Origin of the sequence: Caballeronia sp. ATUFL_F1_KS4A (genome assembly GCF_023630905.1) — a bacterium.
GTDB lineage: Bacteria > Pseudomonadota > Gammaproteobacteria > Burkholderiales > Burkholderiaceae > Caballeronia > Caballeronia zhejiangensis.
The window spans coordinates 210,569-237,270 of the sequence record NZ_JALQEB010000029.1; the positions used below are offsets into that span (position 1 = coordinate 210,569).

The window sequence follows — 26,702 nt, forward strand, 5'->3', positions numbered from 1 at the left end:
TCACGTATCGCTCCACATGCGCAACAGGTTGTGATAGCAGCCGACGAGCGTGCGTTTCGCGCTTTCGTCGCCGTTGGTCGCATTCAGGCGTTGAATGGAGTTGTCGAGATCGAAGAGCAGCGCGCGTTGCGCATCGTCGCGCACGAGGCTTTGCGCCCAGAAGAAACTCGACACGCGTGCGCCGCGCGTGACGGGCCGCACCTGATGCAGGCTCGTCGCGGGATAGACGATCGCATGTCCCGCGGGCAGCTTCACTTCCTGCACGCCGTACGTGTCTTCGATGATGAGCTCGCCGCCGTCGTATTCGTCGGGCGGCGTGAGAAAGAGCGTGATCGATACATCGGTACGCACGCGCGCGCCATGCCCCGGCACGATGCGGATCGCGCCATCGACATGACTGCCGAAATGCATGCCGCCTTCATAGCGATTGAAAAGCGGCGGATACACGCGATTGGGCAGCACCGCGCTGATGAAAAGCGGATGACGCTCCAGCACGCCGACGAGCGCGTCGCCGAGTTCGAGCGCGATCGGCGAGCCTTCCGCGATCTGCATGTTGCGCTTGACCGGCGCGCCCTGATAGCCGGCGGTCGCGCGGCCATCGACCCATGAGTCGCTTGCTTCGAGACGCGCGCGCATTGCGGCGGCGTCCTCGGGGGAGAGCACGTTCGGTATCGAGAGGATCATTGTTCTTGCCTTCGCGAGCGCGCGCCATGAGTCGCATGGCGCGCGCATTCGCATCACATCACATCAACGGAAGCGGTAATTCAACGTCGCGATGAACGTGCGGCCGAGACCCGGAACCGCGCGTCCGCCATCGGACGGAATCAGGGCGTCGTAGTACTTCTTGTCGAACAGGTTCTGCACGTTGAACTGGATATCGTAGCGCTTCTGATGATATGCGGCCATCGCGTCCCAGCGCACGTAGCCGCCCGCTTGAACGAGATTGTTGTTCGCCGCGTAGCGCGACGATACATACGAAGGCCCGCCGCCGATCTGCCATACGGGCGTGAAGTCGTACGTCGTCCACAGCGTCAACATGTGCTTCGGCGTGTTGGCGGGCGTGTTGCCTTGCGTGCCGTCGAATGCCTTCAGGATGGTGCCATCCATGTACGTGTAGCCGCCGAACATCTGCCATTGCCGCGTGATGTGGCCGGCGATGCCGAGCTGATAGCCGCGCACGCGCACGTCGCCATCGAGTGAATAGCTGCCGTCCGAAGCGAGCGTGCGCGCATTGGTCTTCTCGATGTTGAAGAGCGATTGCGTGATCGACAGGCCGCCGTTCAGCAGATCCCACTTCGAGCCGATTTCATAGGACTTGTTGTGCTCGGGCGGCAGGTTTTGCTGGCCGTTGGTGAGCGTGAGCGCTTCGAGCGACGGATCGAACGACGTGCCGTACGAGACGTAGTACGACTGCCAGTCCGTCGGCTGCCATACGACGCCTGTGCGCACGCTCGTGAAATAGTTCGTCTGCGTCGCGTAACCGGGCTGATTGATCGAGTTGTTGATCGCCGCTTCATAGCGGTCCCAGCGCACGCCGCCGATCCACTTCCAGTGCTCGCCGATCGAGATGGTGTCGTTCAAATAGACGCCGATGCCGTTCGCGCTCGACTCCGCGAGATTGGTCGCCACTTCGCGATAGTTCGCCGGACGCGGCACATACGCCGGATCCACGAGCGGCACGATGGCGAGCGTGTTCGACGGCAGACCCGGCGTGGTCGCCGTGAAGGTCTGGTTGCTATACGTTTCGTGACTCAGATCGACGCCCGCGAGCATGTCGTGCTTCAAGGGGCCGGTCGCGAACTTGCCTTGAACGTCGGTCGTGTTGTAGACCGAGTGATCGTTGATGGTGCGGTCCTTGCCTTGCAGACGCACGAAGAGCGACGAGAGCGGCAGCGTCGTGTAATTGCCGTTCGAGAGCGCGGGCGACGTGCCGAGCGGGCCCGTCAGCACGGCCGCCGCGTTGGTCGCGCGCGCTTCGGTGCTGTAGTGGCTGAACTGCGTCTGGTTGCGCAGCGTGAACATGTCGTCGAAGCGATGTTCGATGCGCGCGTTCACCGTCTGCACATCCTGAATCGTGCGGTCGTCGGTGAAGCCGTAGAAGGTCTTCGTATCGACGGGCGCGGGATGGCCGTTCAACGGCGGAATGCCGTAGTCGGGCTGATCGCGGTTGTGCTGGATCAGCGCCGACAACGTCACCTGCGTCGGCGTGCCGATGCCGAATTTCACTTCGGGCGCGATGCCGTAGTCCTTGTTGATCATCTCGTCGCGCGTCGAGCCCATCGACTGGCCGAACGCGTTGATGCGGAACGCGGAGGTATCCGTCATCGGCTGATTGATATCGACCGTCGTGCGATAGCGGTCGTGCGTGCCGGCTTGCAGCGAGACATCGGCGCGCGGATTCAGCGTCGGCTGCTTGCTGACCTGATTGATGACGCCGCCCGTCGAACCGCGCCCGAAGTACAGCGACGACGGCCCGTACAGCACGTCGATCGATTCCAGATTGAACGTATCGCGATAGTACTGGCCGCGATCGCGGAAGCCGTCGAGATAGATGTCGGTGCGCGCCGAGAAGCCGCGCAGGTTGATGTTATTGCCGATCTGGCCGCCTTCGGCCGCGCCGAGCGTGACGCCGGGCACGTTGCGCAGCGCATCGGAGAAAGAGCTCACGGCCTGCGATTGCAGCACCGCCTTCGGCACCACGACGACGGCTTGCGGAATGTCGCGCAGGGCGGTCGGCACCTTTGCGCCGACGCTCGACATCTCCGGCTGGAAGTCGGGCGCGTCGGCCTGACCCGTCACCTTGACGGCGGGCAGGGTCGCGGTTTCGGGTGCGGCGGCGGGGGGCGTGTCTTGCGGTGCGGCTTGTGCGGATTGCGGTGCGGTCTGGGCGTAAAGCGGCGCGGCCATGGGCACGGCGGCAATAGTCACCAATGCCGCAGCAAGCGGCGTCTTTCTCAACATGTCGTTTTCCCGATGCTTGTTAGTGAAATTCAAATCGGCAGCGAAGCGGGTTTTCGACTGCCGACGTTGACCGATCCGAGATCGAGGCGAAGGCGGGCGACGTCGTCGAGAAAGAACCGGCGGCGGCGCCCTGAGAGCGCACGTCGCGCTCGACGGGCTTCATTGAGTCAACCTATCGGCGCGATCGTGTTAAATGCGAATCAGTATCATTACATGTCTCAGAAACATTTGGAAATATCCTAGTTTCGCGACGGGTCTTTTTGCCCCTTTTTGTGACGGCGGCGCAACGTAAGATTCTGTAAGGTTGGCTTTGGCGCTTGGGCGGCGCCGCTGAAGGCTTGCTGGCCGGGATTGAGCGGGCGAGCAGCAGGCGATGAAGAACGACGCTACGACGAAGCGCTTCAGAACCCCGCGACGCCCGATGTAACGAGCGAGTAAGGTCCGCTCGTCAATTGCTGTCTGAGAAACTCGATGCACACGCGAATCTTCGCCGAATGCGACGAGCGCGCCGACGTCACCGCCCACACGTCCGCGCGCTGCCGATAAGCCGGCAGAACGGGCACGAGACGGCCGTTTTGAAGACTGCCGGCGGCGTCCCAGATCGAGCACATCACGATGCCGAAACCTTCCTCGGCCCACTGCCGCACGATGTCGCTGTGGTTCGAAGCAATCGGCCCGGTCACTTTGACGCTTTCCTCGCCGTTCGGCCCGGCGAGCCGCCAGACGCCGAAACGCTGATCGCGCCCGCGAAACAGCAGGCAATCGTGATGCGCCAGTTCGGCCAGCGTTCTAGGCGTGCCGCGCCGTTCGAGATACGCGGGCGCGGCGGCGAGCACGCGAAAACTGTCGACGATCTTGTGCGCGATCAGATGCGGCTCCAGCACTTCGCCGACGCGAATGTCGATATCGAAGTTCTCGCCGACGAGATCGACGCGCCGGTCGAGCAGTTCGAGCCAGATTTCCAGCCCCGGATGGCGACGCCGTAGCAAGGTGAGCGCGGGCGAAACATGCTCGCGCCCGAGCCGCAGACTCGTGCCGATCCGCAAGACGCCGCGCGGATCGTCGAGGCCGGCGAAGGCGTCGGCCATGCCCTGGACGTCGTCGAGAATCTTTTGCGCCCATTGGAACGCCGCTTCGCCGTCGCTCGTGATGGACACGCGGCGCGTCGTGCGCGTGAAGAGCCTGACGCCGAGACTCGTCTCCAGCATCGCAATGCGCTTGCTGACGTGCGCCGGCGAGATGCCGGTCTCGGTCGCGGCGGCGATGAAGCTCGAACGCCGCGCGACGATGCAGAACAACTGCAAGTCGCGCAGGAATTGGTCGTTGTTCGCGACGAGCGCGCTTTGCGTTTTCATTCGAACGATGTTGGCCCGCTTGCGGCAGTGGATCAAGCCTAGCCGCAAGCGCGGCGCACGCGCAAGAACATCAGTTCGACAGCGACAGATACGGCGAGCTGAACGCCTGCGGCGGAAACACCGGCTGCGCGCCGCCTTGACGCGTGAAGCTGTAGCGCACATAAACGGCGGCGAGCCACTCGCGATACTGATACGCGTTGCCGAACGATGCCGTCGCGCCGAACGCGAGTTGTGGCGCGAGCTGGTATTCGCCCGTCGCGCTGAGCGAATACGACACGCCCGTCTTGCTCTGGCCGGGATAGACCGCGCCCGCATCCGGCGTCGCGCCGGAACTCGCGGCTCGCGCCTGATACGTGCCGTTCGTCGGGAAATAGTCCGACGCGTCCTGCCGATAATGCTGCACGCCGATCGAACCCTTCAGGTCGTACGTGAAAAGCCCCGTGCGTCCCATGTATTCGACCGGGAAGTTCAGGATCACGTACTGCTGCGGGCTGAAGTAGCCGCCTTGGCCATACGTGAAGTACGACAGGTTCTTGTCGTAGTGCATCAGCGTGGTGTTGGCGCCGACGGTCAGCGTCTGGTCGGCATCCTTGATGAGACGCGTGTAGATGCCGCCGCCGCCCTTCACCGCGTTGTTGGTCGCGACCTGATTGCCGTCGAGGAACTGATACGCCGCGTTCACGTAGACGCCGCTCGTGCCGTCGTCCCAGCCGAGGTCGGCGCGCGCGCCCGTCGATGTCACGCCGCCCCATTCGAGGTTCGCGCCCTGATCGCGCGCGCCGGCGTACGAAAGCAGGCTGTCGGTGACGGCGCGGCGGGCGACGGCGAGCGAATACGACACCTTGTCGGTGATCGCGTTCTGATACTGCAATCCGCCGACGACATTGGTCTCGCGAAAGCCGAGCGGCGTCGTGCCGACATCGCCCTTGAAGTTGCGGTTCTCGTAGCCGAGCGAGAGCCCGACGCCCGTCGCCGTCTGCGAGCCGTAGTTGTTGGTCGGCGGCGTGGCGGTCGCGCCGAGGCCGGAGCCGAAGCGCGCGAGCGTGTTCGGCTCGCTGCTCGCGGTGCCGGCGTCGAGCGTGACGGGCGTCGCGCGCACGATGACGTGGCCGTTGCCGGCCTTGATGCGGCCTTCGATGGGCGCTTCGATATCGGTCAGGTTCGAGAGGCCGTCCTCGCCGTCGCGGCTGCGGAAGATGAGGCCGCCGGAAATCGTGCTCGCCTGCTCGCGATTGATCTGCGCGAGTTCCTCCGCGACGCCCGCCGTCTGCGAATTCGCGACCGGCGCGGGAACGCCGCCCGTGCTCATCGCCGCGGCTGCGGCGGCGCGCTGCGCGGGTTGCGCCTGCGACGGGTAATAAGGCTGCGCGTAGCCCGCGGGCGGCTGCGGGATGTACTGCTGCTGCGCGTACTGCGGCGGCGCGTATGGCTGCGGCGCGTACTGTTGCGGCTGCTGGTAATAAGGCTGCTGCTGCGGCGGCGGCGCGCCGTAGGCGTACGGATCGGCGGGACGCGTCGTCGCGGTCTTGGGCGATGACACCGGCTTCCTCTTCGAGCTGGCGGGCAGCGGCGCGTTGTACGCATTGGCTTGCGCCTCGCGCGCGCCGGGCGACATCGGCCAGGGCTCGGCATACGGATCCTGCGCGGCGTAAGGCTGCTGCTGATACGGCTGCGGTTGATACTGCTGCGGCTGCGGATAAGCCGGCTGATACCCGCCATCCTGTCCCGGATACGGCTGCAACGGCGCGCCCGATTGACCCGAGCCATACGCGTCGGGTCCGTAGCCGCCGCTCGGCACCGGACGCGGCGCGGCGTTGGGCATCGTCATCGGAGCGGAGGACGGCGCGACGTAAGGCACGGAATACGGCGCGGGCTGAGGAGGCGGCAGATAGTTCGGCACGGGCTGCGAATAACCTTGAGGAAGGGCCTGACGATAAGACGCGTCCGATGCGAGCGCCGGGTTCGACGCCGTATCGACGGCCGTCTTGCCTTCGAACGGATTGGTGCCGGGCAGCGGATTCGAGCCGACACGGCTCATCGCGGTTTCCCAGCCGGGCGGGACATTGCCGCGTCCCTGCGCCGACGCCGCCGGCGCGGGCGTATTCGCGGCGACGAGCGAGCGTTGCAGGAACTGCGCGGCGAGATCGAGCTTGCCTTGCGCGCGATACATCCGGCCGATCGCGGCGAGCACGCCCGGATCGTTCGGCGCGGCTTCGTACGCCTGATTCGCGTAGGTCTGAGCGAGCTTGAAATCGCGCACGCCGCTCGCCGCCGACATCGCCGCCGTCTGCAAGCCGATATCGTCCGGACGGCGCGACAGCGCTTTTTGATAGCACGAGAGCGCGTTGCGGTCATCGCCCGCCGATGTGTACATGCGGCCGAGCGCCGCCTGCAGGTCGGCGTTGTCGGGCATCGCGGCGAGCCACGGCGCGATCACGTCGTAGGCGGCGGCGAGATCGCCTTGCCGGCGCACGACATCCGCACGCGCGATGACGATGCCCACGTTCAGATTGTTGAAGTCCGCGCGCTGCTGCGTCGTGAGCGGCATCGATTGCAGACGGCGCATCACCGAGCCGAGCTCGGCTTCCTGCTGCGTCGCCGACAGAATGCCCGCGTATTGCAGCAGAAGACCGGTATCGTTCGGCGCATTGGCGATGGCGCCGCGCACGAGCGACAACGCCCGCGCCGGATCGCCCGCCTTGACGTAGGCCGATGCCACCGCGCCCATCAATTCCGCATTGCCCGCCGCAACGGGTTCCGCGCGGCGCAAGATCGCGAACGCCTGCTGACGCTGACCGGACGCAGCGGCGCGCGTCGCGAGATCGGCCTGCTGATGCACCCACAGGCGATGTTGCAACGCGGTCATCGCCGGCGTGCGTTGCGCGGCCGGAATGCGGTCGAGTTGCGCGAGCCCGGCCGGCCAGTCCTGCGTTTCGGCGGAGAGCAGCGCGCTCGCGTAGAGCGCGTCGGTCATGTCGGGATGCGTGGCGAGCAGGCCGTCCATCATGCTGCGCGCATTGCCGACCGCGCCCTGACGCACGTAGATGCGCGCGAGATCGAGCCGCAGCCACGGATCGTCGGGATTGTTGAGCAGCGCGTCTTCGAAGAGACTGCGCGCCGCACCGAGATCGCCGCGTGCTTCCGCCGCGCGCGCCTGTGCCGCCTGCGCTTCGCCGCGCAGCTTGTTGATGCCGCCGGCCTTCGCCTGCTGTTCCGTGTTCAGCCGATTGGCGAACTCGAGCGCTTCGTCGCCGCGCCCTTGCGCGGCCAGTGCGCCGACGAGTCCGCGAATCGCATCGGGATTGTCGGCCTGGCGGCGCAGCGCCATGCGATACGCCGCTTCCGCGCCGCGTGGGTCGCCGTTCGCGAGCAGCATTTCGCCGAGCAGCACTTGCGCGGTGACTTCGGACGGATCGGTTGCGATCGCGCGTTCGAACAGCGCCTTCGCTTGCGCGATCTGGCCGTTGCTGCGCGCGCCGATGGCATCGCTTGTATAGGTCCAGTAGGTCGCGCTCGTGAGCGCGTCTTTCCAGCGCGCCGCATTGCCGGCCCGCGACGCGCGTTCGAGATACGTGCGCGCTTCGGAAAAACGCTCCTGCTTCAACGACGCGACGCCCATGCCGCCGAGCGCATCGGCGTCGTTCGGATTGCTCGCCAGCACCGACGAAAAACGCGCGCGCGCCGTCACGAGATCGCCGCGATCGAGCGCGGTGAAACCTTCCGCGACGGTCCGTCCGCGCGCATCGACGGCGGCGTCGGCCTGCGAGCGCTCGCGTGCCGATTTGTCCTGCTGCACCATCGAATCGAAGCGCGCTTTGACGGCGGCGTCATCGGGCGCGACTTGCAGATACGCCTGATAAAGCGGCGCATCCGATGCGCGCGCGCCGAGCCACAAGAGCGCCTGCCGCCAGCTTTTTTTCGCGTCGGCGCCCACAGCGCTGTCGCCCGACAACTTCGCGAGCCGCGCGATGCCGTCGCGCCGCGTCGTATCGCGATACGTCAGATGCTGCGCATAGGCGAGCTGATAGCGCGGCTCGTCGGGATTCTCGCGCGCCAGTTGTTCGAGGCCGCGCCGCGCTTCGTCCCAGCCCTGCGGCGTGGCGGCGAGCGCCTGGTAATACTCCAGCTGAAGTCCGGGCGTCGCGGGCTTGCCGTCGATCGCGCGCTTGTATTCCTGCACCGCCGATGCGCTTTGTCCGCTTTGCGCGAGACGCCGCGCGTCGTTCACGGTCTGATCGCGCGAACTGGTTTCGCCAAGCCGCCGGCCGAGTTCGTCGATGTTCGGATAACTCGGCGCGACCTGGCGCAACTGCGCGAGATACTGCTGCGCGCCGCTGCCGTCCTTGCGATCGGCGAGCACCATGCCCATGCCGAAAAGCGCATCGGGCTGCTTCGGATTGATGCGCAGCACTTTCTGCCACGCCTGTTCCGCGAGATCGCCGCGCTTGTGCGCCTGCCAGTATTTGCCTTGATCGATGAGCACGTTCAGCGGATCGGCGGCGGCCTGCGCGAAGGCCATCGCCGGTGCGGCGCAGATCAGCGCCGCGATCACGCGTTTTCTGGTCTGGATCAGCATGCGCTTCTCCAGTTCGGCACGAGACGGCCGTTTTCATCGAAGCGATATCGACCGTCGATGAAACCGCCGCCAAAGAGACCGAGCACGCGATCGTAATAGACCGGCTCGCGTCCCGCGCCCGGCGGCGCGGTCAGCGCTTCGAGATGCGCGCGCGCGAGGCCCAGGCCGCGTTCGTCGTTGAGCGCCTTGAAGTACGGCGCGAGCGCGGCCCAGTAAGACAGCGGACCTTCGCCCGTCGCCGCGCCGGTCGTCACGTTGACCTTTTCCGGCGGAAAGCCCGCCTGCGCGACGCTCTGGCGCATGCCGCCGAGCGCATCGAGCCACGGACGCGCGAGCGGATCGCCCGGTGACGTCATGCCGGCCCACAGATAGACGCGGATCGCGTCGTAGCTGCCGACATCGCCGTTCTTCGGATCGACGACGAACCGGCCGTTCTGATACGCGGCCCAGTCCGGCGCGTAGCCGCGCGGCGACGTCACCTTGATCGTCTTCGCGGCGCTCTGCGCGAGCTTCGTCCACGGGCCGTCGGGCATGTCGTGCGCGAGCCCGCGCAAAACCGGCAGCGGCAGATAGCTCGGATTCAGCCGCGTCACGTCGCCGATGCGAAAGCCTTGCGGACCGGGCAGAAGCATCGGTCCGAGGCCGGGCAGGTCGACGGTTTCCTGCTTCACGATCTGCGTCGCGAGCGCGTAGGCGAGCTTCGTGTACGCCGGTTCCTTCCACAGGCGACCGGCCTGGAAGAGGTCGTACGCGATCCACACATCCGAGTCCGACGCCGAATTCGGGTCCATCACGCCGAACGAGCCGTCCGGTTTCTTGCCCCATTGCCATGCGGGCAGACGCACGTTATTCGAATCGAACTGATTGGCCGACAAGTTCGTGCGCGTCCAGCCGAGCACCCGGTCGAAGGTCGCGCGGTCGTTGGCGACGAGCGCGAAGAACAGCGCGTAGGACTGGCCTTCGGAGGTCGTCTGCTGCGCTTCGGTCGAACGGTCGATCACGCGGCCATCGGCCTGAACGACGCGCTCCACGAACAGCCGATACGCGGACCAGTCGCATTGCTGCGCCGCGTTTGCGCCCGTCACGGACGCGGCAATCGTTGCACCAGCGAAAATCTTGGCGGTCGATACCCGCATATCAGTCCCTCAGGCGCCGCGCGGCGATCGAGCGCAGCGTACGGTAGAACAGGGCCGCGATGATGAGCGCGGCGAGCACGCCGGCGAGCACCAGCAGAATCGGATGCGACGACAGCGCCCAGCGCATGTAATGCATCGGCGAAAGATGGCCGACGTAGTACGCCTCGCCGTTCGACGTGACCGTCACCGTGCGGCCGTGGATCACGGCCATCGCGCCTTGAATCGACGGCAGCAGGTCGTTGTCGAGCAGCGCCGCGGAAAGATCGGCGTCGGACTGGCCCGCCGCGCTGATGAGCGCCACCGCGCTGCGCCCGCTCTTGAGCGGCGATTCGAAGCCGGTCAGAAGCGCATCGCCGTTCGAGCTGACGAGCGACAAATCCGCGCGCGCGGGCGAGCGTTCCGGGCCTTGCTCGCCATGCCACCAGTCGACGAGCTTGAACGCGACATCGGAAAGCTGGAACGTGCGCGCGTCGCCGTCGCCGGAAAAGGGCATCTGCTTCGCCCAGCGTTGCAGCAGCGGCTGGCGTCCGGGCGAACCGAGGATCAGCAGATCCTTGTCGGCGAAGCGGTCGACGTCGTTCGCGCTCGTGACCGTCACGCCCGTCACCGGATAACCCGTCGATGCGCCCATGCGGCCCATTTCGAGCAGATACAGGCTGTAGTCGGCCGAGTTCGGCTCGTTCGGCAGCACGACCGCCGTCTGCGAAAGATCGGCCATGCGCGTGAACGGGAAGCCGCCGTTGGCGAACGCGGCCAGATCGGGCAGCGCCATGTAGTGCGGGAAACCGGAGAGATCGATGGTCGAATTCGGATCGACCGCGCCGACGACGTTATCGAGCACGCGGCCCTGGCATTCGCCCGTCTTGGGGATGTCGTAATAGAAATGCAGACGCAGTTGCGCGCGCGGCGTGATGAGCAGCGGCGGCAGATAAATCTCGCGGCGCGCGGCGACCGTCTTGTCCGGCATCACGCGGCTGAAGTAGTGACCGAGGTCGAACGTCGATGTCGATACGGCCGGAATGCGCAGCGACTGCACGAAGCCATTGTTGACGCTGATATTGAGCGACGAGCGATCCGGCGCGGGCCGCACCGTGTAGCGATAGCCGAGATCGACGGGCACGCCCTTCGTCTGCCACATGAAGAGATCGGGCGGCACGCGCAGATTCACGCGCACGGCATCGGCGTCGTAGCCGTAGGCGGTCAGGTCGCGCGCTTCCGCGAGCTCGCCGAAGCGCACGGGGCGGTCGGTCGGCAGCCAGTTGGGGGCATCGTACGGGCGGCGCGGCTGAAGGTCGTTGAACTGCGTGATCGTCGCGCTCGTGCCGGACAGCGTGTTCTGTCCGACGCCAAGGGCCTTCGCGGCGGTCTTCAGCTCGTTGTCGTCGCGGCCGAGCACGAGCAAGAGACGCCCGCGCGCGTTCGCGTCGCGTTCGACGAGCGCGATCGTCGGACCGGAGACAGCCGGAATGTCGACGCCCGCGATCTTCGCATCGCCGATGGCGAACACCACGGCATTGCCCGACAGCGGCACGTTGTCCGTCTGCGCCGGAAAGATCGCGCCGCGATAGCCCGCGAGCGAGCCGAAGTACGACGCGACCATGCCGGCGGCTTCGAGCGTCGGCAGGCTCGGCTTGCCCGCGAACACGAAAGGCAGTTCGAGGCGGCGCACGTCGCGCCGGTCGAAGAACGGAGTCGGCAGCGCGGCGAGATCGGGCTTGTTCGCGATCGACGCATACGTGAGATCGAGCGAACTCGCGTTGCTGACGCTCGCCCAGAGCGTCGAGTTCGACGGATCCTCGCACTGCTGCGTGTAGTGGCCGATCAACTGCACGTTGAGGTGATTGAACTCGGTGATGAAGCGCGGATCGATCGCCACGTCGCGCGCGACCAGCGTGCCGGCCTGTTCTTTCGGCACCGGCAGCGTCGCGGCCACTTCGCCGTTGATGAGCACCTTCAACTGCGAAATCGACGGCAACAGCGACGGCGAATAGCTATAGATCAGATGCAGGATCGCGCCGGTCACGACTTCGTCGCCGCGCACCGAAAACGCGATGCCGTTCTGGCCATCGGTGCCGCGCAGTTGCAGCGGATCGAGCGCGCCGTAATCGGCGAAGGTCAGCGTCTGACGGCGGCCGCCCGGAACCAGCGTGCCGGGATCGGCGGTCGTCGGAATGCGCGACGTGAGCGGCTTCTCGGGCTTGCCGGAAAACGCGGGCACGGGCATCGCGAGCGGCGCTTGCTGAATCGACGCCGGGTTGTAGACGACGGCGGGACTCGGCGCGGGCACGGCGCCGACGCCGGTCGCCTGCTGCGCGCCGCCGGTTGCCGCAGCGCTTTCGGCCGCCGCCGCGATGGACGCGAAGGGCGCGGCGAACGCCGTCTGCAAGGCCACGAAGACGGCCAGCGCGCGTGCAAAGGGTCGTTCGCAAAAACGCGGCGCGCGCTCGCCCGTTTCTTTTTCAACGCGCAACTTCGACATACCGATGCCCATTTTTATTGGTCTTTGGTTTTCAGCTTCTTCACATCGACCGGGCGCTTGTTCATCCAGGTTCGAAGGTCGCTGTACAAGTGCTCGAACAGTCCCGCGATGCCGCGCGTGCCGACGAGCAGCACATGCGACAGGCCGCGCAACGGCGTGTCCGGACGGCGTCCCTCCGACCATCCGGTCCAGGCGTCCGCGCGCGCGAAAGTGGTCTTCACGAAGTCGTATTCCTGCTCGCGCGTGAGTTGCGAGAAGCGCAGGCCGACGCGTCCGGGTTCCGTATAGCCGACCGTCGCCGGAAACGCGTATTCCTCGTCGCCGCGAAAGAGCGAGACGGTGACGCGCTCGTGCATCGGCACTTCGATCTTGCTCGGCAACGCGACGCCGACGCCGCCTTCCGAATAATCGATGGTCTCGCAGGCGAGCGTGCGGCCGGTCGAGAACTTGAGCATGACGGGCATTTTCATCGTGACGCGATGCGTCGCGCGGACCTGCTTGCGCTCGCTCGCCGCCGCCACCGATGCGCCGAGAATCAGCATGTTGTAGACCGTCCAGCAGAGGTTGAGGATGGTCGTGTTCACTTCGCTGCGCACATGCCAGTTGATGGCGATATGCACGATGCCCGCGACGAAGCCGAGCAGATTGAGGAGCAGCAGGAACAGATACGGCCGCGAGATGGACCAGTCGAAGTAATCCTTCGCGATCTGCCCGCCCTTGGCCGTCACGTTGAACTTGCCGAGCTTCGGGTTGATGACGGCGAGCAGCGTCGGCGCGGTGATGTACGACGCGAGCACCGATTCGTACACTTCGGCCCAGAACGAATGGCGGAAGCTGCGCTGCATGCGCGAATTGGTGATGCTCGCGTGCATCATGTGCGGCAGCGCGAAGATCGCGATGGTGCTCGCCGCCGCTTCGATCACATGCGCGCCGAAGAACAGATACGACAGCGGCGCGGTAAGAAACACGAGACGCGGCACGCCGTAGAAGAAGTGCAGCATGCCGTTGAGATAACAGAGCCGCTGGCCGATCTTGAGGCCCTTGCCGGTAAGCGGATTGTCGATGCGGAAGATCTGCGTCATGCCGCGCGCCCAGCGGATGCGCTGCCCGATATGCCCTGAAAGACTTTCCGTGGCAAGACCCGCGGCCTGCGGAATCGCGAGGTACGCGGTCGTATAGCCGAGCCGATGCAGCTTGAGCGCCGTATGCGCGTCTTCGGTCACGGTCTCGACCGCGATGCCGCCGATCTCCTCGACCATCGAACGGCGCAGCACGGCGCAGGAGCCGCAAAAGAAGGTCGCGTTCCAGAGATCGTTGCCGTCCTGCACGAGACCGTAGAACAGTTCGCCTTCGTTCGGCACCTTGCGGAACGTGCCGAGATTGCGTTCGAACGGATCGGGCGAGAAGAAATGGTGCGGCGTCTGCAGCATCGACAGCAGCTTGTCGCGCAGGAACCAGCCGAGGCAGATTTGCAGGAAGGAGCGCGTCGGGATGTGATCGCAATCGAAGATCGCGAGGAATTCGCCCTTCGTGATCTTGAGCGCCTCGTTGATGTTGCCCGCCTTCGCGTGACGGTTATGCGTGCGGATCGTCCAGTTGACGCCCACTTCCTCGCAGAACGTCTTGAATTCGGGGCGACGGCCGTCGTCGAGTACGTGGATCGCGAGCTTGTCCGACGGATAGTCGAGCGCGAGCGCCGCGTAGATCGTCGGCTTCACGACGGAAAGCGGCTCGTTGTACGTCGGGATGAATACGTCGACGGTCGGCCACTGGCTGCGGTCGGCCGGCAGCGGCAAGGGCTTTCTCTTCAGCGGCCACGCGGTCTGGAAGTAGCCGAGCATGAGCACGAGGGTCGCGTAGACTTCGGCGGCGACGAGCAACATGCCCCACGCGGCGTCGAGCGGACGTTCCCAGTAAGTCGTTTCCGTGAGCCGCCAGAACATGTAGCGGCCCGACGCGACGATCGACAGCATGATCATCACGAGCGTCGCGTACTGGCCTTGCAGGCGGCGAAAGCCGAGCGCGCAGACGAAGCAGATCGTCGCGAACGCGAGTTGCTGGCCGAACGCGAGCGGCACCGTGACGACGAAGTAAAGCGCGAACGCGGCGAAGAGCGTGAGCAGGATCACGACGATCCGGCTGCTCCAGATGCCTGCATCGACGAAACGTTCGAGGCGCGAGGTCGCGACGCTCACTTCGGTCTCGGGCGACGGGATCTTGGCGGAACTCATGCGAGCTTCCTCGGCGAAGCGGCCATCGCATCGACGGCCGAGAGGAGCCACTCGCCGCACGCGCGCAAATCGGCGGCGGCTTGCGACAGCGGATCGTAGTGGATGAGCGTCGTGTCGCACGCGAGCGATTCGGAGACGCCTTCGTCCTGATGGATGACGCCCGGAAACAGCTTCGTGCCGAGCATGTTGCGCAGCACCTTCAGCACGTCCTTGCTCAATTGACGCGACTGATCGACCTGATTCACGACGTAGCCCTGACCCGCGAAATCGGCGCGCGGCGCGGCGTAGGCGTCGATCATGCGCTCCATGCCGGGGATCGCGGCGTAGGACGCGGCATCGGCCAGCACGACGTTCAGCGCGAAGTTCGCCGCCGTGAGCGCGGTGCGCGTGTAGACGGACGAGCCCGGCGGCGTATCGACGATCACGATGTCGTTGGCGTCGAGCGCGAGCGAACCGAGCGCATGCGCGAGCCACGCCGGATCGCTATCGACGAGCGCCTCGAAGCGGCGGCGGTCGTCTTCGGTCACCGCGCCGTAAGGCAGCACGGTCACGCCGTCGACGCCATCGAACATCACCGTCTGCCAGGGATCGCGGCTGAGCGTCGCGCGCGAGATGCCGTCGATGCTGTCGAGCGGAATGCCGAAGTGCAGGCGCAGCGCGTTCTGCGGATCGAGATCGAGCACGATCACGCGACGATTGCGCGCGGCGAGCACCGACGCCAGATTGGCGGCGAGCGTCGTCTTCCCGACACCGCCTTTCGCGGAAACTACCGTGATGACTTTCATGAGCGTGAGAGGCGGCTCGCGCGAGCGTGCGTGTTCGTGGATTCGTCGCCCTGCGGACGGGCGTGGCGCAGGCGCTCGAACATGGCGTCGAGCGAGTTCGCGGACGCGCTCGGCGCGCTCTGCGTTTGCGGCTTGAAGAGCTTGCCGAGGATCGATTGCGGCGCGGCGGGCGCAGCGGCTGTCACCGGCGCAACTTGCGCAGGCGTGCGGCGCGCCGCGAAGTCCGTTCCGAACGAGGCGGCGGGGCGCGCGAGTTCAGTAGCGTTCGATTCGACCGGCGGGACCATTGTATGAACCGGCGCTGCGTTCGTCTTGGACACGGTCGCCGAATCTGGAATCGTTTCCGTTTGCGCCGGCGCCGATTCGCCGAGCACCGAAAAGCGCAGCGCGCTCAACGACTCCGCCGCCGGCGGATTGACGGCCGGAATCGTGCGGCGATGCGGCCGCGTGAAGAGAGGCTGCCTGCCGCGATGGATCGGCGTCGGCTTGTCGGCATGGTGAGCGGCGGGCGGGGCGGCGGCTTCGTCCGGGCGCGCCCGCGCGGCGTTCGGCTGCACGTCGTGGCGCGGCGCGATCTCCGGAATCGCCGGCTGCGCGAAGTCGAGCGTGGCAAGCAGCGGCCAGCGGGTGCGGGCCGTCGTGGCCTCCTTCTCCCGGCCGATTTCCTGATAGTCGCCTGCATTGCCGCCGAAATGATCGAAGAGCTTCTCGATATCGCGCGAAGTATTCATGATGCCGCTTCCTCGTCGTGCCTGTTCTTGATGCCTGGCCGGTGCTGCCTGTTTTTAGCCGCCCGTTCGGGGCGGTCGATGCCGCCGCGTCGAGGCGGCGGTCGCAATGTGCTGAAGATGCTTCAGGCCGCGACGCGCGCGAGCCTGAATTCGATGGCCGCGTCGTCGCCGAAGTCGCTCGCCTGACGGATCGCGAGTCCTTGTGCGCCGAGCCCGGCGAGCCATCGCTGATAGGCGCCTTCGAGGAACGCGGGCGTCCATGCGAGCGCGCTTTCGCCGAAGGCGGGCAGCGGCGCGCAGAAATGCACGATGCTCAGATAGTCGCGCTCGTCGGAGAGCTCGACGAAGCCCCAGTCGGTGTCGTGCCACAGCGCGTTGAGCGCGTCGGCGAGCGCCGACGTGGAATCGCAGGGCGGCAGCGGCCGGGCTTCGGCGAAGCGGCTGCCGACGTTGTGCATCAGTTGACGCAGTTCGTTGCGCCCGATCTGCGCTTCGAACTCCTCCGCGAGCGCTGCCAAAAGGCCGCGCCATTGTCTGGAAATCTGACTGTCCAACAGATAATCGAAAATAGCGGCCATGTTTTGTTCGGCAGGGCGTGAGCCGCCGCGCGTGGTTGATCGGTCCTGCAGACTTGTTTGCGTTCTCGCGGGGGACTGCCGAACCGCGACGATGGATCCGGACGTTTGTCCAGGCGCTATGACACGTCTGAACTTACTTCAATGCAGTTGTTTTCGCCAGTAGAAACACTAGCAGAGGATTTTTTGTCGGATCGGGCGATCAGGACGCAGCAGACGACCCAATTCGGGCGTTCGGCCCTCGCGAGGATGGACGAAATATCGACAGACGCGCGCTATTCGGAAGTCGGATTCGCGCTCGCCCGCAACGGCGGCGGAAGTGTACCATCTCGTTAATGAGCAAAATCAGAGCGTTGGCTCTGAATCACACCGATTGACTTTTCGCGAATCGGCGCAGCCACGGCGTGAACTAAGCCATTGTTTTGTCTGATTAAACGGCCTAAAGGCAATCGGACGCGTTGCGGGGCATTTATCTCCCGCAGGCAACGGCCGACAGGCAATCGAAACGCCGCTTCAAGCGTGTCGCAAGGCCAAAAAAAACGCCCCGAATGGGGCGTTTCGTATGACGTTTCGAACGTTCAGGGATTCGCGCGTACGGCGTCCCTGACTGCGTCCATCACAATGCCGTAATTGAGCGGGATGTCCAGCGAATCGGAGTAGCCGGGTTCGTCGGCGGACTCCTTGGGGACAGCGTGAACCGGAATCGGTTCGTAGGCGGTTTCGCCTGCCGGATTGTCGCGTCCTTCGATGGCACCCTGCAATTGCGGATTCTTCACGGTTAACTCCTTCCGGTAATGGAGCGGCGAGGAACTGCAATATAAACCAATGTCATGACATTTTGGCGACTTCGATTTGGAAACTCGCTCCGAAACTGCTGCGGGCGGCGCGCCGGTAATCGCCGCTGTCGCGCATCTCGAAAGAGTGCGGGGCCTCTAGTTTAATGGTGCGGCGCGCCTCCGAAAGCGCCGTTTCATTATGACGATCGCATGCCGATATTGCGCCCGCCTCGCGAATTCGGCCCGGAAATTGCATGAGTCCATGTTTATCAGGTAAGTTTTTAATCATCGCCGCACGCTATTCGATTCTACGAATCGGTATTCTCCGGAAACAAACTCCATCGAAAGCGTCGGCTGTGGCGCCGGTTATTTCGCTCTATCATCAACCGCGCGGTCGGATCACGCCGGCGCGCCTGCCGCACATGCAAAGGAGAAAGTGGCAATGAGCAGAATCGCGATCATCGGGGCGACGGGCAATGTCGGCAGCCGTCTGGTAGAAGAATCGTTGCGCCGCGGACACACGGTCACGGCGATCGCGCGCGATACGTTCGGGCTCGCGCAGCGCGACGGCCTCACTCCGCTGAACGTCGATGCCCTCGATGCCGACGCGCTCGCCGCCGCGCTCGCCGGACACGACGCCGTGTTCAGCGCGACGCGCTTCGCCACGGTCTCCGAGCCGGCCATCGTGGAGCCGGTGAAGCGGGCGGGCGTGCGGCGCCTGCTGGTCGTGGGCGGCGCGGGCAGCCTGTACGCGGCGCCCGGCCAGCGCGTGCTCGATTTGCCCGATTTCCCCCCGCCGTACAAACCGGAAGCTACGGCGGGCGCGGCATTTCTCGACGCGTTGCGGCGCGAACGCGACGTCGACTGGACGTTCATCTCGCCGTCGGCGGAATTCGTACCGGGTCCGCGGACGCAGAAATTCCGGCTCGGCGTCGACGAATTGCTCGTCGACGGCAGCGGCCGTAGCTGGATTTCGTTCGATGATTACGCGATCGCGTTTCTGAACGAGTTCGAACGCGAATCGCACATCAAACAGCGCATCACCATCGGATATTGAACGCCGTCAGCCGTGCAAATCGACTTCCATTTGCTCGGCGTCTTTGGGCATCGCGGCGGCCAGAATCATCGCGGATGCGTTTTGCGGCTTCGGATCGCGCTGCGACGGCCGATAAACCTGATCCCCGCGATGAATCGGCATTCCCGATAGCGAGCATACGCCTTCGGCCGTCGCCGTGGTTGCGCGCCAGCCCTGATAGCCGTAGTGGCACGTACCGGGATCGGACCAGTACACGAGCGCCGTCGCGCTGCTCGGGCGCTCGATCACGCGCACGATGGCTTGCGGAAACGGCAGCCGATCATCCGAATGATGCGGATGCGTGCGATTCCAGTCGCGCGTCAGGCGTTCGAGAAACGCGCTCTCCGCGCGGGCGGATTTCTGGGAAGGTGCGGTGCGGGCGATATCCGTGGGCATCGCCTCGAGCAGGTGAACCGTCTGTGACCACGGGTCCGCTCTTTTCGTAAAAGCTGTCATGGCATTGTTCCAGGCTTTGACTCGACCTAGAACGTACGTCATTAAGCATATTCCGATAAATACCGCATCAGTGAATACACTATCCCGTTGCTGCGAATAATCGGGCGGCAACACAAGCGACCCTTCGTCGCGCCTTGGTGGGCGGGCGTTTAAGCGATTCGTAAGCTCGCTCGCGGACCGGTGCAGACCGAAAAATCGATCGGAATCTCCCTCGTTCGCGAGGGTTTTGCGCGATTTGTACGGCAAGCGCACCTGGCGCGGATGCGAGAGCGACAGCGAAGCCCCGATCGGAGCCTCGCGGGATGGGCCCTTCGCATAGTCCGCGATGCGTGTCGCGGACCGGCCAATTTACGCGACGGCGCGCGCCGCCGCGCGGCCTCGCAGCCACTCCAACGCGAGCAGCAGGCTCGTCGAGAACACGATGAGAATCGTTGCGAGCGCCGCTATCGTCGGGCTGATATTTTCGCGGATGCCGGTGAACATCTGGCGTGGCAGCGTCGTCTGGTCGGCGCCGGCGAGAAAGAGCGTGACCACGACTTCGTCGAACGAAGTGGCGAACGCGAACAGCGCGCCCGAAATCACGCCCGGCGCGATGACCGGCAGCGTCACGCGGAAGAACGTCTTGAGCGGGCTCGCGCCGAGCGACTGACTCGCGCGCACGAGATTGTGGTTGAAGTTCTGCAACGTCGCGCCGACGGTCGTCACGACGAAGGGCACGCCGAGCGCCGCGTGCGCCAGAATCAGCCCGAAATACGTGTTCGCGATGCCGAGCGGTGCAAAAAACAGATACATGCCGACGCCGACGACGATCACCGGCACGATCATCGGCGAGATGAGCACGGCCATCAGCACGCTCTTGCCGATGAAATTCGCCTTCGTCAGTCCGACCGCGGCGAGCGTGCCGAGGATCGTCGCGACGAGCGTTGCCGAAGGTGCAACGATGAAGCTGTTCTTCGCCGCCATGCGCCATTCCTGCGACATGACGAGATTGTGATACCAGCGCATCGACCAGCCCGGAATCGGATAGACGAGGAACGTACTCGACGAGAACGACAGCGGCACGATTGCGAGCACAGGCAGGATCAGATACAGGAGCGTCAGCACGCACAGGATGCGCAGCGCGAAATACCAGATGCGCTCGATCGCGGACGTGTGCGGCGCGAACATCGGTTTGGCGAGTTTCATCTTCTTTACCCCAGGCTCACGTTCGCGCGCGTGAAGCGGCCGTAGACCACGTAGAGCAGCAGCGTCGCGGCGAGCAGCAGCGCGCCGAGCGCGCACGCCATGCCCCAGTTGATCGTCACGTTGGTGAAGTAGGCGATGTAATAGCTGACCATCTGATCGTTCGGCCCGCCGAGGAGCGCCGGCGTGATGTAATAGCCGATGGCGAGAATGAACACGAGCAGCACGCCCGCGCCGATGCCCGGATACGTCTGCGGCACGTACACGCGCCAGAACGCGGCGAACGGATGACTGCCGAGCGACACGGCCGCGCGCTGATACGTCGGCGGCACGGATTTCATGACGCTGTAGAGCGGCAGGATCATGAACGGCAGCAGGATATGCGTCATCGAGATATACACGCCGACACGATTGAACAGCAGCGCGAGCGGCGAGCCGATCAGTCCCGCGCCGATCAGCGCCGTGTTCACGAGGCCCTCGCTTTGCAGCAGCACGATCCAGGCGGCGACACGCACCAGTACCGACGTCCAGAACGGGATCAGCACGAGCACCATCACGAGGTTGGCGCGGCGTTCGGGCAGCGTCGAAATCCAGTACGCGAGCGGATAGCCGAGCAGCAAGGCAAACAGCGTCACGCCGACGCCGATCACGAACGTGCGGCCGAATACGTTCAGATAGATCGATTGATCCGGGTCCGCATGGACGATATTGCCGAAGCCGTCCTGCTTGTGATCCAGCGACGCGAGGACATAGAACGGCGAATAGCGGCCGGCGTTCTTCGCGATCGCCTGCCAATAGGCGGGATCGTTCCAGCGCTCGTCGAGTTCGACGATCTTCGACTTGATCTGCGCGGCGGGCAGTGGCTTGCCGTCGTCGCCGGTGAGCGGCATCGCGCGCGCGGTCTTCGCGACGAGCGAGCGGTAGCCCGGAATCTCGGTGTTCAGCCGGCGGGCGAGGGCGCCCATTGATTCGCCTTCGGAAATCGCGGTCAAATCCTGCGCGAGCGCGGCATACGCTTCATCCGATGGCGGCGTCTTGCGGTCCCATTTCGCGAGCGCGGCGCCGGTGTGCGGCAGCGCATTGGCCACTTCGGGATTTTCGATGGCGCGTGTGAGCAGCGCGCCGATCGGCACGACGAAAATCAGAAACAGGAAGATGGCGAGCGGCGCGATCAGCGCGAGCGCCATCGCGCGCTTTTTCGCATCGGCGATCTTCAGTTCGCGCTTCAGACGCGCGCTCGATTCGCGCGATTCTTCCGCGGGGATCGTCATGGTGTTCACGCTTGTGTCTCCTTCTTGACGGTCGCGCCTCCTGGCGACGCGCGACCGTCGCGCCAGCCAGTGCTTACTTCGACGCCCACGCGGTAAAGCGCTGCTCGAGCTCGTCCCCGTGATCGGTCCAGAACGCCATGTCCTGCAGCACGGCGTTCTTCGCGTTCTCAGGCGAGTTCGGCATGTCGGCCTTGGTCTTCGCGTCGAGCGCGGCGATCGCGGCCTTGTTCACCGGGCCGTACGCGATGTTCTTCGCATAGGTTTCCTGCGGCTTCTGCGACACCGAATACGCGATGAACTGCTGCGCCACGTCCTTGTTCGGCGAGCCCTTCGGAATCGCCCAGTAGTCGAGGTCGTAGATGCTGCCGTTCCAGACGACCTTCAGGTTCTTGCCTTCCTTGCGCGCAGCGTCGATACGGCCGTTGTACGCGGTGGACATCACGACATCGCCCGCGACGAGGAATTGCGGCGGCTGCGCGCCCGCTTCCCACCACTGAATCGACGGCTTGAGTTCGTCGAGCTTCTTGAATGCGCGATCCGCGCCCGCCTTGGTGCCGAGCACCTTGTAGACGTCCTTCGGCGCGACGCCGTCGGCCATCAGCGCGAATTCGAGGTTGTAGCGCGCGCCCTTGCGCATGCCACGCTTGCCGGGGAATTTCTTCGTGTCCCAGAAGTCCGCCCAGCCGGCCGGAGCGGTCTTCAGCTTGTCGCCGTTGTAGGCGAGCGCGGTGGACCACACGAAGAAGCCGACGCCGCAGGTTTGCGGCGATTCGGGCACGAGATCGGATTTCTTCGCGATCTTCGACCAGTCGAGCTTTTCATAGAGACCTTCGTCGCAGCCGCGGCCGAGATCGCCGGATTCCACTTCGACGACGTCCCAGTTGACGTGCTTCGCTTCGACCATCGCCTTGACCTTGGCCTGCTCGCCGTTGTATTCGACGGCCGTGACCTTGTTCTTCGACGACTGCTCGAAGGGCTGGTTGAACGCGACTTTCTGCGCGTCGCCGTTCGCGCCGCCGAAGTTGACGACGGTGATTTCCGCCGCGCCCGACACTGCCGACGCGCATGCGAGCGCCGCCGCCATGGAACACAAAGCGAACTTCTTCATGATGGTTTCCTCTCTTCTTCGACTTGGTTTTGTCAGTGGACCTACGGTTGGGAAGTTCAGGCGAACACGCGCAGATGCTCGGGCGCGAATTCGAGCGCGACGGGCGCGCCGGGCGTGAAGCCGTCGAGCGCGGGCGTGCCGAGCGGCACCTTGACGAAGCATTCGTCCTGTTCGCGCACGCCGCAGCGCATGCGAACGTGGTCGCCGAAATAGATGAGGCTTTTCGCTTCGCCGGACAGCGCGTTGATGTTGCCGTTCGCATGGCCGTTGCCTTGCGTGAGATCCGTGAGCTTCATGCGTTCGGGCCGGATGCACGCAATCGCTTCCGCGCCGGGCTTCGCGTTCGCGACATTGAGCCCGGACACGCGCGTGCCGTCGGCTAAACGGATCTCGCAGAACTCGCCCTGAATCTGTTCGATGGTCCCGCGCAGCCGGTTACTGTCGCCGATGAAGTTCGCGACGAACTCGTTGCACGGCGCTTCATACAGATGATCGACGGTGTCGAGCTGCTGCACGATGCCCTTGTCGAATACGGCGACGCGGTCGGACATGGTGAGCGCTTCGCCCTGATCGTGCGTGACGTAGACGAACGTGACGCCGAGCTTCTCGTGCAGCGCCTTGAGTTCGATCTGCATGTGCTCGCGCAACTGCTTGTCGAGCGCGCCGAGCGGTTCGTCCATCAGCACGAGCTTGGGTTCGAACACGAGCGCGCGGGCGAGCGCGATACGCTGCTGCTGCCCGCCGGAAAGCTGCGCCGGATAACGCTTCGCGAAGCTCTCCATGCGAACCATCTTGAGCGCGTTGTTCACGCGATGCGCGCGCTCTTCGGCGGACATCTTCCGAACGGTCAGCGGATATTCGACGTTCTGCTGCACCGAAAGATGCGGAAAGAGCGCGTAGTTCTGAAACACCATGCCGATGTCGCGCTTGTGCGGCGGCACTTTGTTGAGCAACTTGCCGTCGAGCCAGATCTCGCCGCCGGTCGGGAACTCGAAGCCGGCGAGCATCATGAGACAGGTCGTCTTGCCCGAGCCGGATGGCCCGAGCAGCGTGAGAAATTCGCCCTGATAGATGTCGAGATCGAGCGATTTGACGACGAGCGTTTCGCCGTCGTACGTCTTTCGAACGCCGCGAAAACTGACGATCACCTGATCGGATTTCATCTGTCCGTGTCTCCTTCGGAAAAACCCTGTTGCTTACTGCCGGACGGCTGCCGACGTGCGGAAATTATTTCCACTACCTGCGATAACTATAGCCCGCCACGGTTCTACAATGTGGAGCCATTTCAATATTCAAAATAGAACCACTTGAGGGTGACCGGAATAGTGGTTTTCATGCGATGGGAGATACCGTGGATACGATCATCCTGGCCGACTGGCTGAGCGCGCGGCTCGATCGCACGGCCGCCGAGCCGATGTACCGGCAAGTGCTCGAACTGATGCAGCAGGCCATTCTCACGAGCCAGCTCGCGCCGGGCACGAAGTTGCCGAGTTCGCGCACGCTCGCGATCGATCTCGGCATCGCGCGCAATACCGTCCTGCATGTCTACGATCAGCTCACGGCCGAAGGCTATGTGAATTCGACGACCGGCAGCGGCACGTATGTCGCCGACACCGCGCCGCGCGATGGCGTCGCGAAGAAAGCGAAAGCCGAGGAAACGAAGGCGTCGTGCACGATCTCGCGGCGCGGCGAGCGCCTGATCGCGCAGGCGGGCGTGTCGCCGAAACAGTGGGGCGCGTTCATGCCCGGCGTGCCGGACGTCGCCGAGTTTCCGGCACGCACATGGAGCCGCTTGCAGGCGCGTCTATGGAAGCGCGCGAACCCCGATCTGCTGACGTATGCGCCGGGCGGCGGCTATCGTCCGCTGCGGCGCGCGTTGTCGGATTATCTGCGCGTCGCGCGCTCCGTGAAGTGTCAGCCGGACCAGATCATCATCACGACCGGCATTCATCAGTCGATCGATCTCGCCGTGCGCCTGCTCACCGATTTCGGCGATCGCACGTGGGTCGAGGAGCCGTGCTACTGGGGCGCGCGCAGCGTGCTGCAATCGTCGGGGCTGACGCTCGTGCCGATTCCCGTCGACGAGGAAGGGCTCAATCCGGCCGCGCGCGACATGACCGAGCCGCCGCGCATCGCGCTCGTGACGCCGTCGCATCAATATCCGCTCGGCATGGTGATGAGTCTCGCGCGGCGTCGCGCGCTGCTCGAGTTCGCGCGCCAGCACAAGGTGTGGATCATCGAGGACGATTACGACAGCGAGTTCCGCTACGGCAGCCGGCCGCTTTCGTCGTTGCAGGGACTCGACGACGCGGGGCAGGTGATCTATGTCGGCAGTCTCGGCAAGATGCTTTATCCCGGCTTGCGCATGGGTTACATGGTCGTGCCGGAGGAGCTTGTCGAAACGTTTCGCATCGGCGTGGCGGAACTGTATCGCGAAGGGCAACTGATGCAGCAGGCGGTGCTGACCGAGTTCATTCTCGACGGGCATCTGACGTCGCATGTGCGGCGCATGCGCGGACTGTACGGCGAGCGTCGCGAATTGCTGATCAACGCGATCCGCGCGCGTTTCGGCGATACGCTCGCCGTGCGCGGCGACGAAGCCGGACTGCATTTCGTGCTCGAACTGCCGCAGTTCGTCGACGATCGCGCGGTCGCCGCCGATGCGCTGGCGGCCGGCGTCGTCACGCGCCCACTGGTCAATTACTTCATGAACCGCGACGAGGCGTTGCGCGGTTTGATGCTTGGCTACGCGTGCGTGCCGAATCATGACATCGCGCCGAATTTCGCGAAGCTCGCCGATGTGATCGAGCACGCAATGGCGCCCATGCAGGTCGCGCAGGCATGAAGCCGTTCATCGCGCTACTCGGCTGCGCCGCGCCGGACCGCGCGGACGACGCGTGCGAGCGCCTTCAATGCATCGGCGGGCGAATCGGCGAATTGCGCGGCGACGATCGCGCCATCCACGGCGAGCGCGAGCGCTTGTGCATCGGCTTTGGCGGTGCGCGAAGCCGGCATCAGCGCGCGGATCGCCGCGGTCATGTCACGCTTGTGGCGACGTGAAATATCGATGGCCTGCGGCAGCGTCGCGCCGACTTCGACGACCGAATTGATGAACGCGCAGCCACGATAATTCTCGCTGCCGAACCATTCGGCGAGCGCGGGCACGAGCGCGTTGAGCGTTCCGCCGTGGCGCGCGAGCGCGTCGCGGAACCATGCCATCCAGTTATCGTGACGAAACGTGAGGAACGCGACGATCAGATCGTCCTTGCTCGGGAAATAGCGATAGAACGTCTTTTTCGCGACGCCCGATTCGGCGATCACGCGATCGATGCCCGTTGCGCGAATGCCATCGCGATAGAAGAGATCGTGCGCGGTGTACAGGATGCGCGCGTCCGGCGCGAGCTCGGAGAAATCGCTGGAGATTGCGGAAGTATTCATGCAATCGATTGTAGACAGGTTCGTCTACCTGCGCTAGAGTGCGTCGGGTAGACAGACCTGTCTACTCATCTCATCGCTTAGAGCAAAGAGGACTCGCCATGGAATCCAAGCCGCCGTTTCCGCCGTTCGATGAAGCATCCGCCAAGCTGAAAGTCCGTCTCGCCGAAGACGGCTGGAACACGCGCGATCCGGAGCGCGTATCGCTCGCGTATAGCGTGGACACGCGCTGGCGCAATCGCGCCGAATTCGCGAACGGGCGTGAGGAAGTCGTCGCGTTTCTGCGTCGCAAATGGGCGCGCGAACTCGACTATCGGCTTATCAAGGAATTGTGGGCGTACACGGGCAATCGCATCGCGGTGCGTTTCGCGTACGAATGGCACGACGACGCGAACAACTGGTATCGCAGCTACGGCAATGAAAACTGGGAATTCAACGAAGCGGGATTGATGACGCACCGTCACGCCTCGATCAACGATCTGCCGATCAAGGAAGCGGACCGCAAATATCATTGGCCGCTCGGTCGCCGGCCCGACGATCATCCGGGCCTGAGCGACCTGGGCTTCTGAC

The 26,702-nt window shown here is 64.6% G+C and carries 20 protein-coding genes; 3 read left to right on the forward strand and 17 right to left on the reverse strand.

What is annotated here, in order from left to right; translation table 11 throughout:
- The 11 genes from NCS03_RS16210 to NCS03_RS16260 form a co-directional block, all read right to left on the reverse strand.
- A complete protein-coding gene (locus NCS03_RS16210; protein ID WP_008353646.1) occupies window positions 1–684 on the reverse strand; it encodes a Fe2+-dependent dioxygenase in 684 nt (227 codons plus the stop codon).
- A gap of 63 nt (window positions 685–747) precedes the next feature.
- Window positions 748–2,961, reverse strand: coding sequence for a TonB-dependent receptor (locus NCS03_RS16215; RefSeq protein WP_008353644.1), 2,214 nt, complete (start codon window positions 2,959–2,961; stop codon window positions 748–750).
- A gap of 401 nt (window positions 2,962–3,362) precedes the next feature.
- On the reverse strand, window positions 3,363–4,316 hold the full coding sequence (locus NCS03_RS16220; protein WP_175979197.1) for a LysR family transcriptional regulator: 954 nt from the start codon (window positions 4,314–4,316) through the stop codon (window positions 3,363–3,365).
- Between the two features lie 70 nt (window positions 4,317–4,386).
- Entirely contained in the window at window positions 4,387–8,892 is a 4,506-nt protein-coding gene (locus tag NCS03_RS16225; RefSeq protein ID WP_250529393.1) for a cellulose synthase subunit BcsC-related outer membrane protein, read from the reverse strand.
- Window positions 8,886–10,028 carry a cellulose synthase complex periplasmic endoglucanase BcsZ gene (bcsZ, locus tag NCS03_RS16230; RefSeq protein WP_175979199.1) on the reverse strand — a complete coding sequence of 381 codons (1,143 nt, stop codon included), beginning with the start codon at window positions 10,026–10,028 and terminating at the stop codon, window positions 8,886–8,888. The genes NCS03_RS16225 and bcsZ overlap by 7 nt, the downstream gene beginning before the upstream one ends.
- A gap of 1 nt (window position 10,029) precedes the next feature.
- Entirely contained in the window at window positions 10,030–12,519 is a 2,490-nt protein-coding gene (gene bcsB, locus NCS03_RS16235) for a cellulose biosynthesis cyclic di-GMP-binding regulatory protein BcsB (RefSeq protein WP_250529394.1), read from the reverse strand.
- A 2-nt stretch (window positions 12,520–12,521) separates the two neighbouring features.
- The gene (gene bcsA, locus NCS03_RS16240) at window positions 12,522–14,738 is read right to left on the reverse strand and encodes a UDP-forming cellulose synthase catalytic subunit (protein WP_033537141.1); all 2,217 of its coding nucleotides are present in this window, start codon (window positions 14,736–14,738) and stop codon (window positions 12,522–12,524) included.
- The gene (bcsQ, locus tag NCS03_RS16245) at window positions 14,735–15,523 is read right to left on the reverse strand and encodes a cellulose biosynthesis protein BcsQ (RefSeq protein ID WP_175979200.1); all 789 of its coding nucleotides are present in this window, start codon (window positions 15,521–15,523) and stop codon (window positions 14,735–14,737) included. Before bcsQ ends, bcsA begins: the two co-directional genes overlap by 4 nt.
- On the reverse strand, window positions 15,520–16,254 hold the full coding sequence (gene bcsP / locus NCS03_RS16250) for a cellulose biosynthesis protein BcsP (protein ID WP_239295024.1): 735 nt from the start codon (window positions 16,252–16,254) through the stop codon (window positions 15,520–15,522). Before bcsP ends, bcsQ begins: the two co-directional genes overlap by 4 nt.
- A 122-nt stretch (window positions 16,255–16,376) precedes the next feature.
- The gene (gene bcsD / locus NCS03_RS16255) at window positions 16,377–16,832 is read right to left on the reverse strand and encodes a cellulose biosynthesis protein BcsD (RefSeq protein ID WP_008353636.1); all 456 of its coding nucleotides are present in this window, start codon (window positions 16,830–16,832) and stop codon (window positions 16,377–16,379) included.
- Between the two features lie 575 nt (window positions 16,833–17,407).
- Window positions 17,408–17,605 (reverse strand): hypothetical protein, encoded by a 198-nt coding sequence (locus NCS03_RS16260; protein WP_008353634.1) that lies wholly within the window; start codon window positions 17,603–17,605, stop codon window positions 17,408–17,410.
- A 442-nt stretch (window positions 17,606–18,047) separates the two neighbouring features.
- Here NCS03_RS16260 and NCS03_RS16265 point away from each other — a divergent pair, with 442 nt between their 5' ends.
- Window positions 18,048–18,662, forward strand: a complete 615-nt coding sequence (locus NCS03_RS16265; protein ID WP_250529395.1) for an NAD(P)-dependent oxidoreductase — start codon at window positions 18,048–18,050, stop codon at window positions 18,660–18,662.
- A 6-nt stretch (window positions 18,663–18,668) separates the two neighbouring features.
- Here NCS03_RS16265 and NCS03_RS16270 read toward each other — a convergent pair whose 3' ends face one another.
- The 5 genes from NCS03_RS16270 to NCS03_RS16290 all read right to left on the reverse strand — a co-directional run bounded on the left by NCS03_RS16270 (window position 18,669) and on the right by NCS03_RS16290 (window position 23,860).
- A complete protein-coding gene (locus NCS03_RS16270) occupies window positions 18,669–19,136 on the reverse strand; it encodes a DUF3331 domain-containing protein (RefSeq protein WP_144403834.1) in 468 nt (155 codons plus the stop codon).
- A gap of 348 nt (window positions 19,137–19,484) precedes the next feature.
- Window positions 19,485–20,321 (reverse strand): ABC transporter permease, encoded by an 837-nt coding sequence (locus NCS03_RS16275; RefSeq protein WP_008353631.1) that lies wholly within the window; start codon window positions 20,319–20,321, stop codon window positions 19,485–19,487.
- 5 nt (window positions 20,322–20,326) lie between these two features.
- Window positions 20,327–21,598, reverse strand: coding sequence for an ABC transporter permease (locus tag NCS03_RS16280; protein ID WP_051079071.1), 1,272 nt, complete (start codon window positions 21,596–21,598; stop codon window positions 20,327–20,329).
- A 64-nt stretch (window positions 21,599–21,662) separates the two neighbouring features.
- Window positions 21,663–22,697: an ABC transporter substrate-binding protein gene (locus NCS03_RS16285; protein ID WP_409017527.1), complete on the reverse strand. Its 1,035-nt coding sequence runs from the start codon at window positions 22,695–22,697 to the stop codon at window positions 21,663–21,665.
- Between the two features lie 56 nt (window positions 22,698–22,753).
- Window positions 22,754–23,860, reverse strand: a complete 1,107-nt coding sequence (locus NCS03_RS16290) for an ABC transporter ATP-binding protein (protein WP_008353628.1) — start codon at window positions 23,858–23,860, stop codon at window positions 22,754–22,756.
- A 188-nt stretch (window positions 23,861–24,048) separates the two neighbouring features.
- On the opposite strand from NCS03_RS16290, the gene pdxR reads away from it, so the two are divergent.
- A complete protein-coding gene (pdxR, locus tag NCS03_RS16295) occupies window positions 24,049–25,542 on the forward strand; it encodes a MocR-like pyridoxine biosynthesis transcription factor PdxR (protein ID WP_250521604.1) in 1,494 nt (497 codons plus the stop codon).
- A 14-nt stretch (window positions 25,543–25,556) separates the two neighbouring features.
- On the opposite strand, the gene NCS03_RS16300 is transcribed toward pdxR, so the two are convergent.
- On the reverse strand, window positions 25,557–26,135 hold the full coding sequence (locus tag NCS03_RS16300) for a TetR/AcrR family transcriptional regulator (protein ID WP_008353626.1): 579 nt from the start codon (window positions 26,133–26,135) through the stop codon (window positions 25,557–25,559).
- 98 nt (window positions 26,136–26,233) lie between these two features.
- On the opposite strand from NCS03_RS16300, the gene NCS03_RS16305 reads away from it, so the two are divergent.
- A complete protein-coding gene (locus tag NCS03_RS16305; RefSeq protein WP_008353625.1) occupies window positions 26,234–26,701 on the forward strand; it encodes a nuclear transport factor 2 family protein in 468 nt (155 codons plus the stop codon).
- Window position 26,702: the final 1 nt, after the last annotated feature.